This is a genomic window from Klebsiella sp. 10-1 (assembly GCF_009758445.1).
GTDB classification, from domain to species: domain Bacteria; phylum Pseudomonadota; class Gammaproteobacteria; order Enterobacterales; family Enterobacteriaceae; genus Klebsiella; species Klebsiella scottii.
Map to the genome: position 1 here is coordinate 42,072 of NZ_WQRE01000013.1, position 15,591 is coordinate 57,662.

Here is a 15,591-nt window from a genome sequence, read left to right on the forward strand (position 1 = left end):
AGCGTCTTCGAACTACAGGCGGCCCTGCGCCTGCAGCCATTCACGCAGCAGGAACAGCGCGCTGACGTTGCGTGCTTCGTTAAAATCTTCTTCGTCCAGCAGCGTCATCAGCTCGGATAGCGGCCAGCGCACCTGCGGTAAGGGTTCCGGCTCATCGCCCGGCAGCGATTCAGGGTAGAGATCTTCGGCAACCAGGATATTCATTTTGCTGGAAAAGTAGGACGGTGCCATGCTCAGCTTTTTCAGAAACGTCAGCTTCTGCGCGCCGAAGCCGACCTCTTCTTTCAGCTCGCGGTTCGCCGCTTCCAGCACGCTCTCGCCCGGATCGATCAGCCCTTTCGAGAAACCTAACTCATAGGACTCCGTTCCTACCGCGTATTCGCGAATCAGAATAATATGGTCGTCGACAATCGGCACAATCATCACGGCTTCACGCGTAGAAGGCCGCATGCGTTCATAAACGCGCCGCACGCCGTTGCTGAATTCCAGATCCACGCTTTCAACGTTAAAAAGACGCGAACGCGCTACCGTTTCAACATTGAGAATGGTGGGTTTTTGTAATGATTTGCTCATTGTTATCGGTCTATGCTGTGATTACAGAGGTCATTGTGCGATATGGAGCACGCTTTCGGCAATTCAATTCGCCACTAATTTACATAGTTGCAACGTATTCGGTCGCAATGAGAGAATCATAAAGATAAAAAAGTCAATAGGTTGAAATGTATTTGAGAATTTACCGATTCCTGCATTTTAACGTTTTTGATAAGCTTGTATGCTGCTGTAACGCGCAATAAATTTTCCCTTACTTACACAATATCTGCCGGTAGCAAACTGCAGGCTCACGCGACGAGCCTCCCCCGTCGGGCGTTAGTGTCGCCGGCAGTCTGAGCGGATAGCGCGCAGAAACCGAAGCGTACCGAGCGTAGCCGAGGATTTCTCGCTCTTTCCTGGCCCATAATCGCAGGTAAAATAATCCTGAAGGATGGCTTTTGAGTGTTAATGGCAGCCAACGATACCGGTAAGAAAAGAATAACTATGATGGGATGGGCATGGGCACCTTTCTGATTTTTTTCACGGCGCTGCTGCTCTGCGCACTGCTGATCGGGTGGGGGTATCGCGCGCATGTCAGACGTCGTCGCCTCCCTTTGCTGCATGCCTTTAGCGATGCCGCTACGCGCAAGCTTTCCGCCGATGAGCGCCGGGCGGTAGAAAAGTATCTCGAGGGGCTCAGCCAGGCGCAGAAGATACCGGCTACCGGTGCCAGCGTTGCGCCCGTCTCTCTGACGCTGAACGCGCAGAGCGATACCGTTATTACGGTGACCCGGGCCATCACCCGCTACGGCATCACCACTGACGATCCGAACAAATGGCGCTACTTCCTTGATTCGGTGGAGGTCCACCTGCCGCCGTTTTGGGAGCAGCACATCAACGACGAAAATAGCGTTGACCTGATCCCAACCGACAGCCTGCCGCTGGTCATTGCGCTCAACGGCCACGCGCTCAGCGACTATCCGCAGGAGGCCCGCGGCTACGCTCTTGAAAGGGCGTCGGCAACTCAGGCATCTATCCGCGGTGAAGAGAGTGAGCAGATCGAGCTGCTGAATATTCGCCAGGAGACCGCTGAAGAGCATGCGCTTAGCCGCCCCGACGGTCTGCGCGAGGCGGTGCTGATAGTCGCCGCGTTCCTGCTGTTTTACTTCAGCCTGATCAGCCCCTACGTTTTCACTCCCTGGCTGCTCGGCGGCGGGCTCCTGCTGCTGCTCGCTGGCCTGTGGGGGATGTACGCTCCGCCGCGTAAAAACGCCCTGCGGGAGATCCACTGCCTGCGCGGAATGCCAAAACGCTGGGGTCTGTTTGGCGAAAACGATCAGGAGCACATCAATAATATCTCCTTGGGTATTATCGACCTGATCTACCCGCGCCACTGGCAGCCGTGGATTGCCCAGGATCTCGGTCAGCAAACGGATGTAGATATCTATCTCAATCGCCACGTCGCGCGCCAGGGACGCTTCCTGTCGCTACACGATGAGGTCAGGCACTTCCCGCTCCAGTACTGGCTACGCAGCGCCATTATCGCTGCCGGCGCCCTGCTGGTGGTGGTGATGCTGTGGGCCAGCGTGCCGCTGAACATGCCGTTTAAATTCACGCTTTCGTGGCTCAAAGGCGCACAAACGATCGAAGCGACGACCGTCGCGCAGTTAGAAAAGTCGCAGGTCCGCATCGGTGATACCCTGCGGCTGAAGGGCATCGGGATGTGTAATATCCACACTCCGGATACCTGGACGGCAAAAGAGAACTCGCCGTTTATGCCGTTTGACTGCTCGCAAATCGTCTGGAACGATGCGCCTCCCCTGCCGCTGCCGGAGTCTGACATCGTTGGCAAAGCCACCGCGCTGATGCAGTCCGTCCAGCGCCAGCTGCACCCGGACCCGGACGACGATTCACGCGTTAGCCCGGCGCTGCGCTCGGCCATTCAGAAATCCGGAATGGTGCTGCTGGATGATTTTGGCGATATCGTTATCAAAACCAATAGCCTGTGCTCGGCAAAAGATGACTGCACGCGCCTGAAGAATGCGCTGGTCAACCTTGGCAATACGCGCAGCTGGGATGCCCTGACCAAACGCGCCAGCGCCGGCAAGCTGGACGGCATCAACGTGCTTTTACGCCCGGTCAGCGCGGAGTCGCTGGAGAACCTGGTGACGACCTCCACGGCGCCGTTCGTGATCCGCGAAACCTCGCGGGCAGCGCAGGCGCTGAACAGCCCGGCTCCCGGCGGTTTCTTAATCGCCAGCGATGAAGGCAGCGATCTGGTCAGCCAGCCGTGGCCCACCGTCAGCCTGTATGATTACCCTGCCCACGATCAGTGGGGCGAGCTGCAGCGGCTGGCCGGAATGCTGATGCATACGCCTTTCCACGCCGAGGGCATTGTCACCAATCTCTATACCGATGCCAACGGCACGCAGCACATCAATCTGCACAGCATTCCCGATCGTTCAGGGCTGTGGCGCTATCTCGGCACGACGCTCCTGCTGCTGGTAATGCTCGGCTGCATGTCCTGGCATGGCGTCCTGGCGATTCGCCGCTACCAGCGCCATCGCCAGCGGATGGAAGAAATTCAGAAGTATTATGAAAGCTGCCTGAACCCGGTGCTTATCCCCTCGCCGGAACATCACGAGTAATCCTTTGCGCGACGGGGTGTGTTAACCTGTCGCGCATTTCCCCTCGCTGGAGACTCACCATGCACTTTGATATCGCCTGGCAGGAGGTTGATACCGTTCTGCTGGATATGGATGGCACCCTGCTCGACCTCGCCTTCGACAACTATTTCTGGCAAAAGCTGGTCCCGGAAACCTGGGGAGCCGCCCGCGGTCTTAACCTGCAGGAGGCCAGAGAGGCGATGCATCAGGAGTATCACGCGGTGCAGCATACGCTAAACTGGTACTGTCTGGACTACTGGAGCGAGCGCCTGAATTTGGATATTCGTGCGATGACCAGCGAGCAGGGGCCGAAAGCCGCCCTGCGCGAAGATACCGTGCCGTTCCTTGCTGCCCTCAAAGCCAGCGGCAAGCGGCGCATCCTGCTGACCAACGCCCATCCGCACAATCTGGCGGTCAAGCTCAAGCACACCGGTCTTGATGCACACCTTGATTTATTGCTTTCCACCCACACATTTGGTTATCCGAAAGAAGATCAGCGTCTGTGGCGCGCGGTGGCTGAGGAAACCGGCTTCGATGCGCGCAAAACGCTGTTTGTTGATGACAACGAGGCGATCCTCGATGCGGCAGCGCAGTACGGCATTCGCTATTGCCTCGGGGTGACCAATCCTGATTCCGGGCTGGCGGAAAAGAGCTACGTCCGTCATCCTGGCCTGAATGATTACCGGCGCCTGATCCCCTCGCTGACGCCAAAGGAGAGGCCATGAAAGAGAAGCCCGTCGTAGCCATCCGGCTGGACAAATGGCTTTGGGCAGCCCGCATTTATAAAACCCGTGCGCTGGCGCGCGAGATGATTGAAGGCGGCAAGGTGCACTATAACGGACAGCGCAGCAAGCCTGGGAAAATCGTCGAGCTGGACGCCACCCTGACGCTACGCCAGGGCAACGACGAACGCACCGTCATAGTAAAAGGCATTACTGAACAGCGCCGGCCCGCCAGCGAAGCCGTCGCGTTGTACGAAGAGACGGCAGAGAGCATCGAGAAACGCGAAAAAATGGCGCTGGCGCGCAAGATGAACGCGCTAACCATGCCGCATCCCGACAGACGTCCGGACAAGAAAGAGCGCCGCGACCTGATGAGATTTAAACACGGCGATAGTGAATAACGGCCTGAACGCCAGGCACCGCTGTTGCCAGCAAGAGAGACTATTATGACTCAACACGATCAATTACATCGTTACCTGTTTGAAAACTATGCCGTGCGCGGCGAGCTGGTTACCGTTTCAGAAACTCTGGAACAAATTCTGGCTAACCATAGCTACCCGCAGCCGGTCAAAACCGTGCTGGCGGAGCTGCTGGTGGCCACCAGCCTGCTGACCGCAACGCTGAAGTTTGCCGGCGATATTACCGTGCAGCTCCAGGGTGACGGCCCCCTCTCTCTGGCGGTGATTAACGGCACTAACCAGCAGCAGCTGCGCGGCGTCGCGCGCATCCAGGGCGAGATCCCGGAAGATGCCGATCTGAAAACGCTGGTGGGTAACGGGTATCTGGTCATTACCATCTCTCCGGATGAGGGCGAGCGCTATCAGGGCGTCGTCGGTCTGGAAGGCGAAACCCTGGCCGCGTGCCTGGAAGATTACTTCCAGCGCTCGGAGCAGCTGCCGACCCGCCTGATCATTCGTACCGGCGAACATGACGGAAAACCGATGGCCGGCGGCATGCTGCTGCAGGTGATGCCGGCGCAGGACGCCCAGGCCGCTGATTTCGAGCACCTGGCTACCCTGACGGAGACCATTAAGGCCGAGGAGCTGTTCACCCTGCCGGCCAACGATGTCCTGTGGCGCCTGTACCATGAAGAAGAGGTCACGGTTTACGATCCGCAGAACGTGGAGTTCAAATGTACCTGCTCCCGCGAACGCTGTGCGGGCGCGCTGAAGACGCTGCCGGATGAAGAGATTGATAGCATTCTGGCCGACGAGGGCGAAATTGATATGCACTGCGATTACTGCGGCAATCACTATCTCTTCAACGCTATGGATATTGCTGAAATCCGCAATAACGCTTCTCCGGCCGATCCCCAGCTTCACTAATAGCCCCACCCGCCAGGAGCTTCGCCGGGGGTTTGCTCCCCCCGCCGTTCCTGGCGTCAAGTTTTTTTCGCGCGAGATGAATCGATTCTGACTGAAAGGGTTACGTAATTTTCTTTCAGGAAAGCGATTACATTCACAGTTCAGCAGTTTTTTTAATTACTTTTTAACCATTAATAAACATCTATCCCCACCAATAGCCAATTTCCTGAGATAATCCACCCGTTTCGTGACAGGAGTCACCGTGTTTTCCGTCAGCAAGGCGTTTGTCGAGATACGTAAATCTATGAGCCTGGTCGCGGTCTATACCCCTCAATAACCCCTACAATTTAAAGCAGTATATATTGGCTAAGGAGCAGTGACATGCGCGTTAATAATGGTTTAACCCCGCAGGATCTCAAGGCTTATGGTATCAACGACGTCCAGGATATCGTCCACAATCCCGACTACGACACATTGTATCAGGAGGAGCTCGACCCCAATCTGGAAGGGTATGAGCGTGGCGTATTAACCAATCTTGGTGCTATCGCTGTCGATACCGGTATTTTCACCGGCCGTTCGCCGAAAGATAAATATATCGTTCGCGACGACACGACCCGTGACACCGTCTGGTGGTCCGATAAGGGTAAGGGCAAGAACGACAACAAGCCGCTCTCACAGGAGACCTGGCAGCACCTGAAGGGGCTGGTTACCCATCAACTCTCCGGCAAGCGTCTGTTCATCGTTGACGCCTTCTGCGGCGCTAATGCCGACACCCGCCTGAGCGTACGCTTTATTACCGAAGTGGCCTGGCAGGCGCACTTCGTCAAAAACATGTTTATCCGCCCTACGGATGAAGAGCTGGCGGTATTTGAGCCGGATTTCATCGTCATGAACGGCGCGAAATGCACCAACCCGCAGTGGCAGGAGCAGGGGCTGAACTCAGAGAACTTCATCGCCTTTAACCTGACCGAGCGTATCCAGCTGATTGGCGGGACCTGGTACGGCGGCGAAATGAAAAAAGGGATGTTCTCGATCATGAACTACCTGCTGCCGCTGCAGGGCATCGCGTCAATGCACTGCTCGGCCAACGTCGGTGAAAAAGGCGATGTCGCCGTCTTCTTCGGCCTCTCCGGCACCGGTAAAACCACCCTTTCCACCGATCCGAAGCGCCGCCTGATTGGCGATGACGAACACGGCTGGGATGACGACGGCGTGTTTAACTTCGAAGGCGGCTGCTACGCGAAGACCATTAAGCTTTCCGAAGCCGCTGAGCCTGATATCTACCACGCCATTCGCCGCGACGCGCTGCTGGAAAACGTCGTCGTTCGCCCGGACGGTACCGTCGATTTTGATGACGGTTCAAAGACAGAGAATACCCGCGTCTCCTACCCGATCAATCACATCGAGAATATTGTTAAGCCGGTATCTAAAGCGGGTCATGCCACCAAGGTTATCTTCCTGACGGCCGATGCGTTTGGCGTACTGCCGCCGGTATCGCGCCTGACTGCCGATCAGACGCAGTACCACTTCCTCTCCGGCTTTACCGCCAAGCTCGCGGGAACCGAGCGCGGCGTGACTGAGCCGACGCCGACCTTCTCCGCCTGCTTCGGCGCCGCCTTCCTGTCGCTACACCCGACGCAGTACGCGGAGGTGCTGGTGAAGCGCATGCAGGCATCCGGGGCGCAGGCATACCTGGTGAACACCGGCTGGAACGGCACCGGCAAGCGTATCTCGATTAAAGATACCCGCGCGATCATCGACGCGATCCTTAACGGTTCGCTGGATGATGCGGAAACCTTCACGCTGCCGATGTTCGACCTGCAGATCCCGACCGAGCTGCCGGGCGTGGATACCCATATCCTCGATCCGCGCAACACCTACGGTTCTCCGGAACAGTGGCAGGAAAAGGCAGAGCAGCTGGCGAAGCTGTTTGTGGAAAACTTCGAGAAGTATACCGATACGCCGGCAGGCGCGGCGCTGGTTGCCGCAGGGCCGAAACGCTAAGCGTGAACCCGCGTTAAGCAAAAGCCGGGCGCTGCCCGGCTTTTTTATGCCCCGTTGCTCATTTCCCCGGCTGACGATGACGATCGGCGCAGAGCGCGATCAGCTCTCTTTGCCCGGTCTCGCCGGCGCCAGAGCGCGATGGACGGGGATCGGCAGCCATGCGCGAATCAACAGCCCGCCCCGCTCGCTGGAACCTATCTCCAGCCGACCGTTATGGTTATCGATAATGCGCTGCACGATGGCCAGCCCCAGACCGGTACCGCTGGTGCTGCGGGCGCTATCGCCGCGAACAAACGGCTGGAACAGGTGCTCGCGCTGCTCCGGCTTGATGCCAGGACCATCGTCCTCAACCTGGAACCACGCGCTGCTTGCTTCACTTCCGCTGCTGACCTTAATCCAACCGTTGCCGTAGCGCGCGGCGTTCACCACCATATTGGCCAGCGCGCGCTTGATGGACAGAGGATGGATGCGCAGCGGGATCTCTCCCGCCTGCAGGTCGGTGGCAATCTCGCGTTCATAGCCGCTTTCCGCCGCGATAACCTCACCCAGCACCGAGTTAAGGTCCGCCAGCTCCATCGGCATCTCCTGCCCGGTACGCAGATAGTCAATAAACTGCTCAATGATGGCGTTGCACTCTTCGATATCTTTATTAATCGACTCGGCAAGGTAACCGTCTTCTGCCGCCATCATCTCAGTCGCCAGACGAATACGCGTCAGCGGCGTGCGCAGATCGTGGCTAACGCCGGCCATCAGCAGCGTGCGATCGTCAGCCAGCTGCTTAACGCCCGCGGCCATATGGTTGAAGGCGCGGGTCACCGAGCGGACCTCTGACGCCCCGTACTCCCGCAGCGGCGGCGGAATAATGCCCCGCCCAACCTGCAGCGCCGCGTGCTCAAGGTCAACCAGCGGTCGGTTCTGAATACGGATAAAGAGCCAGGCTCCGCCAATCGCCAGCAGCATAATCGCCAGGGTATAGCGGAACAGCGGCGAGAAATCGCCCTGATGGATTTCCGTCAGCGGGACGCGCACCCAGATATTGGGGGAGAGCCAGGTTTTCAGCCACACCACCGGCGAGCTTTTGTTGACCTCGACCCGCACTTCGGTTGGCCCGCCGAGCTGGTGCGCCATCTGCTGACTTAAAAATTCGTAATGCTGCGCCCAGCGCAAACCCGCATCTTCCGCCGCTTCGTTGGAATAGAGCGAAATGCCCAGCTCCCGATAAATCTCGCGACGAAAAGCCGGAGGCACCACCAGCTGGGTGCCATCCTCGAGCTGCAGTTTATCGGTCATCAGCATACGGACTTCGTAGGCCAGAACCTTATTAAACTGCTGCAGACTCGGCAGGATCGCGAAATTCAGCACCACCAGATAGGTCGTCACCAGGCTGACGAACAGCAGGGTGACAATCAGCAACAGGGTGCGAGCAAACGAACTTCGCGGCGAAAAGCGCACGCGTTTCATGCCTTAGAGCCGTCCGGTACGAAGACGTAGCCAAGGCCCCACACGGTCTGGATATAGCGCGGATGTGCCGGGTCCTCTTCCACCATGCGGCGCAGGCGGGAGATTTGCACATCGATGGAGCGCTCCATTGCCGAGTATTCGCGGCCGCGGGCAAGGTTCATCAGCTTATCGCGGGAGAGCGGCTCGCGCGGGTGGCTCACCAGCGCCTTCAGCACCGCAAACTCACCGCTGGTCAGCGGCATAGGCTCATCTTCACGGAACATCTCGCGGGTGCCGAGGTTAAGCTTGAATTTACCAAAAGCGATAACCGCCTCTTCCTGCGATGGCGCGCCCGGCAGCTCATTCGCCTGACGGCGCAGCACGGCGCGGATACGCGCCAGCAGCTCGCGCGGGTTGAAGGGTTTGGGAATGTAGTCGTCAGCGCCGATCTCCAGGCCAACGATACGGTCAACTTCTTCCCCTTTCGCCGTCACCATAATGATCGGCATCGGGTTGCTCTGGCTCCGCAGGCGACGGCAGATGGACAGGCCATCTTCGCCAGGCAGCATCAAATCCAGCACCATCAGGTGGAAGGACTCGCGGGTCAGCAGGCGATCCATCTGTTCGGCGTTGGCTACGCTTCGAACCTGGAAGCCCTGCTCGGTCAGATAACGCTCGAGCAGCGCGCGCAGGCGCATGTCGTCATCGACAACCAGAATCTTATAATTCTCTTGCATTGTTTATACTCCCAAAGGTTCACTGCAATTGTCAGTGCGTATTCTCAAAAAAGCCCGTGCCGCTCACCAGCTAAATCTGGTATATATTCCAGGCTAAATTGTTACAAAGCATATTTAACAGCAGCTTAAGTATACATTTAATCATACGACACATTATTTATCCTGTCGGTATTATTACGCGCTACGAACCGTGCGCAGCAGCACAGAACCCTGCGCAATACCCGACAATCAGAAGGTAGAACGATTAATGAAAACGCCGCTGATTACCCGTGAAGGGTATGAAAAACTTAAAAAAGAGATGGACTATCTATGGCGCGAAGAGCGCCCTGAAGTCACTAAAAAAGTTACCTGGGCGGCAAGTCTTGGCGACCGCAGTGAAAACGCCGACTATCAGTATAATAAAAAACGCCTGCGCGAAATTGACCGCCGGGTGCGTTATCTAAGCAAATGTCTTGAGAATCTGAAGATCGTTGATTACTCCCCGCAGCAGGAGGGCAAAGTGTTCTTCGGCGCGTGGGTCGAGATTGAAAACGATAGCGGCGACAGCAAGCGCTTTCGCATCGTCGGTTACGACGAAATCTTCGGCCGCAAAGACTATATCTCCATCGACTCGCCCATGGCCCGCGCCCTGCTGAAAAAAGAGGTCGGCGACCTGGCTACCGTCCAGACGCCCGCCGGCGAAGCCAGCTGGTACGTTAACGAAATTGAATACGTCAAATAGACCCCCGTCTCCTCGGGCTATTTTATTTGCCACTTTGCTCCCGGGTTTATGCCCGGAAGATTCCGAGAGACCTCCGCCGCGACTGGCATTTTGCGGTGTCAGTCCGTATAACTATCCCCTGATTTTTTGATCCAGTAGATGAAACCAAGCCATGATGAATGATTCGCTCTGCCGCATTATTGCGGGTGAACTTCAGGCCAGGTCTGAACAGGTAGAAGCTGCCGTTCGCCTGCTTGATGAAGGGAACACCGTGCCGTTTATTGCACGTTATCGTAAAGAAGTCACCGGCGGTCTGGATGACACGCAGCTGCGTAATCTGGAAACCCGCCTCGGCTATCTTCGCGAGCTGGAAGACCGCCGTCAGTCGATCCTCAAATCGATCGGGGAGCAGGGTAAATTGACCGATGCGCTGGAAAAAGCCATCACCACCACCCTGAGCAAAACCGAGCTCGAAGACCTTTACCTGCCGTATAAACCCAAGCGCCGCACCCGTGGGCAAATCGCTATCGAAGCCGGGCTGGAGCCGCTGGCGGACCTGCTGTGGAACGACCCGTCCCACGATCCGGAAGCCGAAGCCGCCAAATTTATCAATGCCGATAGCGGCGTGGCGGATACCAAGGCCGCCCTCGACGGCGCGCGCTATATCCTGATGGAGCGCTTTGCTGAAGATGCCGGGCTGCTGGCAAAAGTGCGCGACTATCTGTGGAAGAACGCGCATCTGGTCGCTACCGTGGTCAGCGGGAAAGAAGAGGAAGGCGCGAAGTTCCGCGACTACTTCGATCATCATGAACCGATTTCAACCGTGCCTTCACACCGCGCGCTGGCGATGTTCCGCGGCCGCAACGAAGGCATCCTGCAGCTGGCCCTGAACGCCGATCCGCAGTTCGACGAGCCGCCGAAAGAGAGCCACTGCGAGCAGATCATTATCAGCCATCTCGGCCTGCGCCTGAACAACGCTCCGGCAGATAGCTGGCGTAAAGGGGTGGTGAGCTGGACATGGCGCATCAAGGTCCTGATGCATCTCGAAACCGAGCTGATGGGCACCGTACGCGAACGCGCGGAAGATGAAGCCATCAACGTCTTTGCGCGCAACCTGCACGACCTGCTGATGGCGGCGCCCGCGGGGCTGCGCGCGACGATGGGTCTCGATCCGGGCCTGCGTACCGGCGTGAAGGTGGCGGTCGTTGACGGCACCGGCAAGCTGGTCGCCACCGACACCATCTATCCGCATACCGGCCAGGCGGCTAAAGCCGCGGTGGCGGTCGCCGGGCTCTGTCAAAAGCACAACGTTGAGCTGGTCGCTATCGGTAACGGCACCGCATCGCGCGAAACCGAACGCTTCTTCCTCGACGTGCAGCAGCAGTTCCCGAAGGTCACCGCGCAGAAGGTGATCGTCAGCGAAGCGGGGGCGTCGGTTTATTCGGCCTCCGAGCTGGCGGCGCTGGAGTTCCCGGACCTTGACGTTTCCCTGCGCGGCGCCGTATCTATCGCGCGCCGCCTGCAGGATCCGCTGGCCGAGCTGGTGAAGATCGATCCGAAGTCTATCGGCGTGGGCCAGTATCAGCACGATGTCAGCCAGTCCCAGCTGGCGCGCAGGCTGGATGCGGTGGTTGAGGACTGCGTAAACGCCGTCGGCGTTGACCTGAATACCGCCTCCGTGCCGCTGCTCACCCGCGTCGCCGGGCTGACCCGCATGATGGCGCAAAACATCGTCGCCTGGCGCGATGAAAACGGTCAGTTCCAGAACCGCCAGCAGCTGCTGAAGGTGAGCCGCCTCGGTCCCAAAGCCTTTGAGCAGTGCGCGGGGTTCCTGCGCATCAACCACGGCGATAACCCGCTGGATGCCTCCACCGTGCACCCGGAAGCCTATCCGATCGTAGAGCGGATTCTGGCCGCTACTCAGCAGGCGCTCAAAGAGCTGATGGGTAACAGCAGCGAGCTGCGCAACCTCAAGGCCAGCGAGTTCACCGATGAGAAATTTGGCGTTCCGACGGTGACCGACATCATCAAAGAGCTGGAAAAACCGGGCCGCGATCCGCGTCCGGAATTCAAAACCGCGAAGTTCGCTGATGGCGTAGAAACCATGAACGATCTGCTGCCGGGCATGGTGCTGGAAGGGGCGGTCACCAACGTCACCAACTTTGGCGCGTTTGTCGATATCGGCGTGCACCAGGATGGCCTGGTGCACATATCATCGCTATCGAATAAGTTCGTTGAAGACCCGCATACCGTGGTCAAAGCGGGTGATATCGTCCAGGTTAAGGTGATGGAAGTTGACCTGCAGCGTAAGCGTATTGCCCTGACGATGCGCCTGGATGAACAGCCTGGCGAGAGCAACGCGCGCCGCGGCGGCAGCGAGCGCCCGCAGGGCAATCGTCCGCCGGCAAAAGCGGCAAAACCGCGCGGCCGTGAAACGCAGTCGAACGGCAATAGCGCAATGATGGATGCGCTGGCGGCGGCAATGGGTAAAAAACGCTAGCCTCTCTTTGCCCCCCGTTCCGGGGGGCAAACTCCTGCTAATCACTCAGCAATATTGCGCAAACGCTTCACAATAAATTCCAGTAACCTGTTAATAAACGCGAAGGGAATTCTATTTATTAAGGTTTCATTTCATTAACCAATGAAACCTTAATTAAACATTAATTTCAGAATGTAATATTTAATTTATTTATTGCTATCGCACAGACCTTGAGTCATATCAATAAAACAGTAAATTTCCGCACAAAGTCTATTATTACGCCAGTTATGTATTGATGATAAAAACTATTCTCATTATCATTATTTGCAGTATGAATTTATCTTCATTGGCTATGCTCCCCGGTGCCGCATGACCGCTGCGCACGGTAAACTCTCGTTCAGTTAGCGATATATAAGTAGGCCCTATGCAATTCACTCCTGATAGCGCGTGGAAAATCACCGGTTTCTCTCGCGAAATAAGCCCGGCTTATCGGCAGAAACTGTTATCTCTTGGCATGTTGCCTGGCTCTTCTTTTAACGTGGTACGCGTGGCGCCGCTTGGCGATCCTGTTCATATCGAAACCCGGCGCGTGAGCTTGGTATTACGTAAAAAAGATCTCGATTTAATAGAACTGGAAGCGGTTGCACAATAACGTCCGGCCCGGCAATAAGAGTCTGAAATATGAAAAAATTAACCATTGGTTTAATTGGTAATCCTAACTCCGGCAAGACCACGTTATTTAATCAGCTTACCGGCGCGCGCCAGCGCGTGGGGAATTGGGCTGGCGTGACCGTCGAGCGTAAAGAGGGAGCCTTTACCACGACGGATAATCAGGTCACGCTGGTTGACCTGCCCGGCACCTATTCGCTGACCACCATCTCCTCGCAAACCTCGCTGGATGAGCAGATTGCCTGCCACTATATTCTCAGCGGCGACGCCGATCTGCTGATTAACGTCGTGGATGCGTCAAACCTTGAGCGCAACCTCTACCTGACGCTCCAGCTGCTGGAGCTGGGGATCCCCTGCGTCGTCGCCCTGAACATGCTGGATATTGCCGAGAAGCAGAAAATTCGCATCGACGTCGACGCCCTCTCCGCCCGCCTTGGCTGCCCGGTTATCCCGCTGGTGTCGACCCGCGGCCGCGGTATCGAAGCCTTGAAGATGGCTATCGATCGTCACCAGAAAAATAAAGAGATTGAGCTGGTGCACTATCCGCAGCCGCTGCTGCGCGAGGCGGAAAAACTGGCGCAGGCCATGTCCCGCGACATTTCGCAGCGTCAGCGCTGCTGGCTCGGCCTGCAGATGCTGGAAGGCGATATCTACAGCCGTGCCTACGCGGGCGACGCCGCCGATAAGCTCGACGCCGCCGTTGCGAACCTGAGCAAAGAGATTGACGATCCGGCGCTGCATATTGCCGATGCCCGCTACCAGAGCATTGCCGCCATCTGCGACGCCGTCAGCAACACGCTGACCGCCGAGCCGAGCCGCTTCACCACCGCGATGGATAAAATCATCCTCAACCGGGTGCTTGGGCTGCCCATTTTTCTGTTCGTTATGTATCTGATGTTTTTACTGGCCATCAACATCGGCGGCGCGCTGCAGCCGATATTCGACGCCGGATCGGTGGCTATCTTTATCCACGGCATTCAGTGGCTGGGCTATACCCTGCATCTCCCGGATTGGCTGACCGTGTTCCTCGCCCAGGGGATCGGCGGCGGTATCAACACCGTGCTGCCGCTGGTGCCGCAAATCGGCATGATGTACCTGTTCCTCTCCTTCCTCGAAGACTCCGGCTATATGGCACGCGCGGCGTTCGTAATGGATCGCCTGATGCAGGCGCTGGGCCTGCCGGGGAAATCCTTCGTGCCGCTGATTGTCGGCTTCGGCTGCAACGTGCCGTCGGTGATGGGCGCGCGTACGCTGGATGCGCCGCGCGAGCGCCTGATGACGATCATGATGGCGCCGTTTATGTCCTGCGGCGCGCGGCTGGCTATCTTCGCCGTCTTCGCCGCGGCCTTCTTTGGTCAAAACGGCGCGCTGGCGGTCTTCTCGCTGTACCTGCTGGGCATCGTGATGGCGATCCTCACCGGCCTGATGCTCAAACACACCATTATGCGCGGCGAAGCCTCGCCGTTCGTGATGGAGCTGCCGGTATATCACGTACCGCATATCAAAAGCCTGGTCATTCAGACCTGGCAGCGCCTGAAAGGCTTCGTGCTGCGGGCGGGTAAAGTCATTGTGATCGTCAGCATCTTCCTCAGCGCGCTGAACAGCTTCTCGCTCAGCGGCAGGCTGGTGGATAACATTAACGACTCGGCGCTGGCGTCGGTCAGCCGGGTCATCACCCCGCTGTTTAAGCCGATTGGCATTCATGAAGACAACTGGCAGGCGACGGTCGGGCTGTTCACCGGCGCAATGGCCAAAGAAGTGGTGGTCGGCACGCTAAATACGCTCTATACCGCGGAAGACATTCAAAACGAAGCGTTTAATCCGCAGACCTTTAGCCTCGGCGACGAGCTGCTGGCGGCAGCGGATGAAACCTGGCAGAGCCTGAAAGATACCTTCAGCCTGAGCGTGCTGGCGAACCCGATTGAAGCCAGCAAGGGCGATGGCGAAATGGCCACCGGCGCTATGGGCGTGATGAGCAGCAAATTTGGCAGTGCCGCCGCGGCGTACAGCTATCTGATTTTCGTCCTGCTCTATATTCCGTGTATCTCGGTGATGGGTGCCGTCGCCCGCGAATCGAGCCGCGGCTGGATGTCGTTCTCCATCCTGTGGGGGCTGAACATCGCCTGGTCGCTCTCCACCCTCTACTATCAGACCGTGAGCTTTAGCCAGCACCCGCGCTACAGCCTGGTGTGCATCCTCGCCGTCGTGCTGTTCAACGTCGTGCTCTTTGGCCTGCTCCGTCGCGCGCGCAGTCGGGTCGACATCTCGCTGCTGGCCACGCGCAAAACGCCGTCGTCGTGCTGCCAGAGCCCGGCCGGTGATTGCCACTAAGGAGTGAT

The 15,591-nt window shown here is 57.5% G+C and carries 12 protein-coding genes; 9 read left to right on the forward strand and 3 right to left on the reverse strand.

Going from position 1 to position 15,591, the window contains the following annotated elements:
* Window positions 1–12: 12 nt before the first annotated feature.
* The gene (nudE, locus tag GO007_RS27005; RefSeq protein WP_041147478.1) at window positions 13–573 is read right to left on the reverse strand and encodes an ADP compounds hydrolase NudE; all 561 of its coding nucleotides are present in this window, start codon (window positions 571–573) and stop codon (window positions 13–15) included.
* 476 nt (window positions 574–1,049) lie between these two features.
* Here nudE and GO007_RS27010 point away from each other — a divergent pair, with 476 nt between their 5' ends.
* The 5 genes from GO007_RS27010 to pckA all read left to right on the forward strand — a co-directional run bounded on the left by GO007_RS27010 (window position 1,050) and on the right by pckA (window position 7,227).
* Window positions 1,050–3,179 (forward strand): intracellular growth attenuator family protein, encoded by a 2,130-nt coding sequence (locus GO007_RS27010; RefSeq protein WP_095105288.1) that lies wholly within the window; start codon window positions 1,050–1,052, stop codon window positions 3,177–3,179.
* Between the two features lie 59 nt (window positions 3,180–3,238).
* Window positions 3,239–3,922 (forward strand): GMP/IMP nucleotidase, encoded by a 684-nt coding sequence (gene yrfG / locus GO007_RS27015; RefSeq protein WP_095105289.1) that lies wholly within the window; start codon window positions 3,239–3,241, stop codon window positions 3,920–3,922.
* Window positions 3,919–4,320: a ribosome-associated heat shock protein Hsp15 gene (gene hslR / locus GO007_RS27020; RefSeq protein ID WP_095105290.1), complete on the forward strand. Its 402-nt coding sequence runs from the start codon at window positions 3,919–3,921 to the stop codon at window positions 4,318–4,320. The genes yrfG and hslR overlap by 4 nt, the downstream gene beginning before the upstream one ends.
* Window positions 4,321–4,365: 45 nt before the next feature.
* On the forward strand, window positions 4,366–5,244 hold the full coding sequence (gene hslO, locus GO007_RS27025; protein WP_095105292.1) for an Hsp33 family molecular chaperone HslO: 879 nt from the start codon (window positions 4,366–4,368) through the stop codon (window positions 5,242–5,244).
* 360 nt (window positions 5,245–5,604) lie between these two features.
* On the forward strand, window positions 5,605–7,227 hold the full coding sequence (pckA, locus tag GO007_RS27030; RefSeq protein ID WP_095105293.1) for a phosphoenolpyruvate carboxykinase (ATP): 1,623 nt from the start codon (window positions 5,605–5,607) through the stop codon (window positions 7,225–7,227).
* Between the two features lie 99 nt (window positions 7,228–7,326).
* Here the strand turns inward: pckA and envZ are convergent, their stop codons facing one another.
* Window positions 7,327–8,688, reverse strand: a complete 1,362-nt coding sequence (gene envZ, locus GO007_RS27035; RefSeq protein WP_095105295.1) for a two-component system sensor histidine kinase EnvZ — start codon at window positions 8,686–8,688, stop codon at window positions 7,327–7,329.
* Window positions 8,685–9,404 carry an osmolarity response regulator transcription factor OmpR gene (ompR, locus tag GO007_RS27040; RefSeq protein ID WP_001157751.1) on the reverse strand — a complete coding sequence of 240 codons (720 nt, stop codon included), beginning with the start codon at window positions 9,402–9,404 and terminating at the stop codon, window positions 8,685–8,687. The genes envZ and ompR overlap by 4 nt, the downstream gene beginning before the upstream one ends.
* Before the next feature lie 247 nt (window positions 9,405–9,651).
* Between ompR and greB the strand changes: the two genes are divergently transcribed.
* The 4 genes from greB (at window position 9,652) to feoB (ending at window position 15,583) form a co-directional block, all read left to right on the forward strand.
* Window positions 9,652–10,125 (forward strand): transcription elongation factor GreB, encoded by a 474-nt coding sequence (gene greB / locus GO007_RS27045; protein WP_095105296.1) that lies wholly within the window; start codon window positions 9,652–9,654, stop codon window positions 10,123–10,125.
* A gap of 151 nt (window positions 10,126–10,276) precedes the next feature.
* Window positions 10,277–12,604, forward strand: coding sequence for a Tex family protein (locus tag GO007_RS27050; protein WP_095105297.1), 2,328 nt, complete (start codon window positions 10,277–10,279; stop codon window positions 12,602–12,604).
* 403 nt (window positions 12,605–13,007) lie between these two features.
* On the forward strand, window positions 13,008–13,235 hold the full coding sequence (gene feoA, locus GO007_RS27055) for a ferrous iron transporter A (RefSeq protein WP_095105298.1): 228 nt from the start codon (window positions 13,008–13,010) through the stop codon (window positions 13,233–13,235).
* Between the two features lie 29 nt (window positions 13,236–13,264).
* The gene (gene feoB / locus GO007_RS27060; RefSeq protein ID WP_095105300.1) at window positions 13,265–15,583 is read left to right on the forward strand and encodes a Fe(2+) transporter permease subunit FeoB; all 2,319 of its coding nucleotides are present in this window, start codon (window positions 13,265–13,267) and stop codon (window positions 15,581–15,583) included.
* Window positions 15,584–15,591 lie beyond the last annotated feature (8 nt).

Excerpts from the sequence above, each read along its gene's own strand:
- greB (WP_095105296.1), top strand. The coding sequence starts at position 9,652 with ATGAAAACGCCGCTGATTACCCGTGAAGGGTATGAAAAACTTAAAAAA.
- feoB (WP_095105300.1), top strand. The coding sequence starts at position 13,265 with ATGAAAAAATTAACCATTGGTTTAATTGGTAATCCTAACTCCGGCAAG.
- envZ (WP_095105295.1), bottom strand. The coding sequence starts at position 8,688 with ATGAAACGCGTGCGCTTTTCGCCGCGAAGTTCGTTTGCTCGCACCCTG.
- pckA (WP_095105293.1), top strand. The coding sequence starts at position 5,605 with ATGCGCGTTAATAATGGTTTAACCCCGCAGGATCTCAAGGCTTATGGT.
- feoA (WP_095105298.1), top strand. The coding sequence starts at position 13,008 with ATGCAATTCACTCCTGATAGCGCGTGGAAAATCACCGGTTTCTCTCGC.
- hslO (WP_095105292.1), top strand. The coding sequence starts at position 4,366 with ATGACTCAACACGATCAATTACATCGTTACCTGTTTGAAAACTATGCC.
- GO007_RS27010 (WP_095105288.1), top strand. The coding sequence starts at position 1,050 with ATGGGCACCTTTCTGATTTTTTTCACGGCGCTGCTGCTCTGCGCACTG.
- GO007_RS27050 (WP_095105297.1), top strand. The coding sequence starts at position 10,277 with ATGATGAATGATTCGCTCTGCCGCATTATTGCGGGTGAACTTCAGGCC.
- ompR (WP_001157751.1), bottom strand. The coding sequence starts at position 9,404 with ATGCAAGAGAATTATAAGATTCTGGTTGTCGATGACGACATGCGCCTG.
- hslR (WP_095105290.1), top strand. The coding sequence starts at position 3,919 with ATGAAAGAGAAGCCCGTCGTAGCCATCCGGCTGGACAAATGGCTTTGG.
- yrfG (WP_095105289.1), top strand. The coding sequence starts at position 3,239 with ATGCACTTTGATATCGCCTGGCAGGAGGTTGATACCGTTCTGCTGGAT.
- nudE (WP_041147478.1), bottom strand. The coding sequence starts at position 573 with ATGAGCAAATCATTACAAAAACCCACCATTCTCAATGTTGAAACGGTA.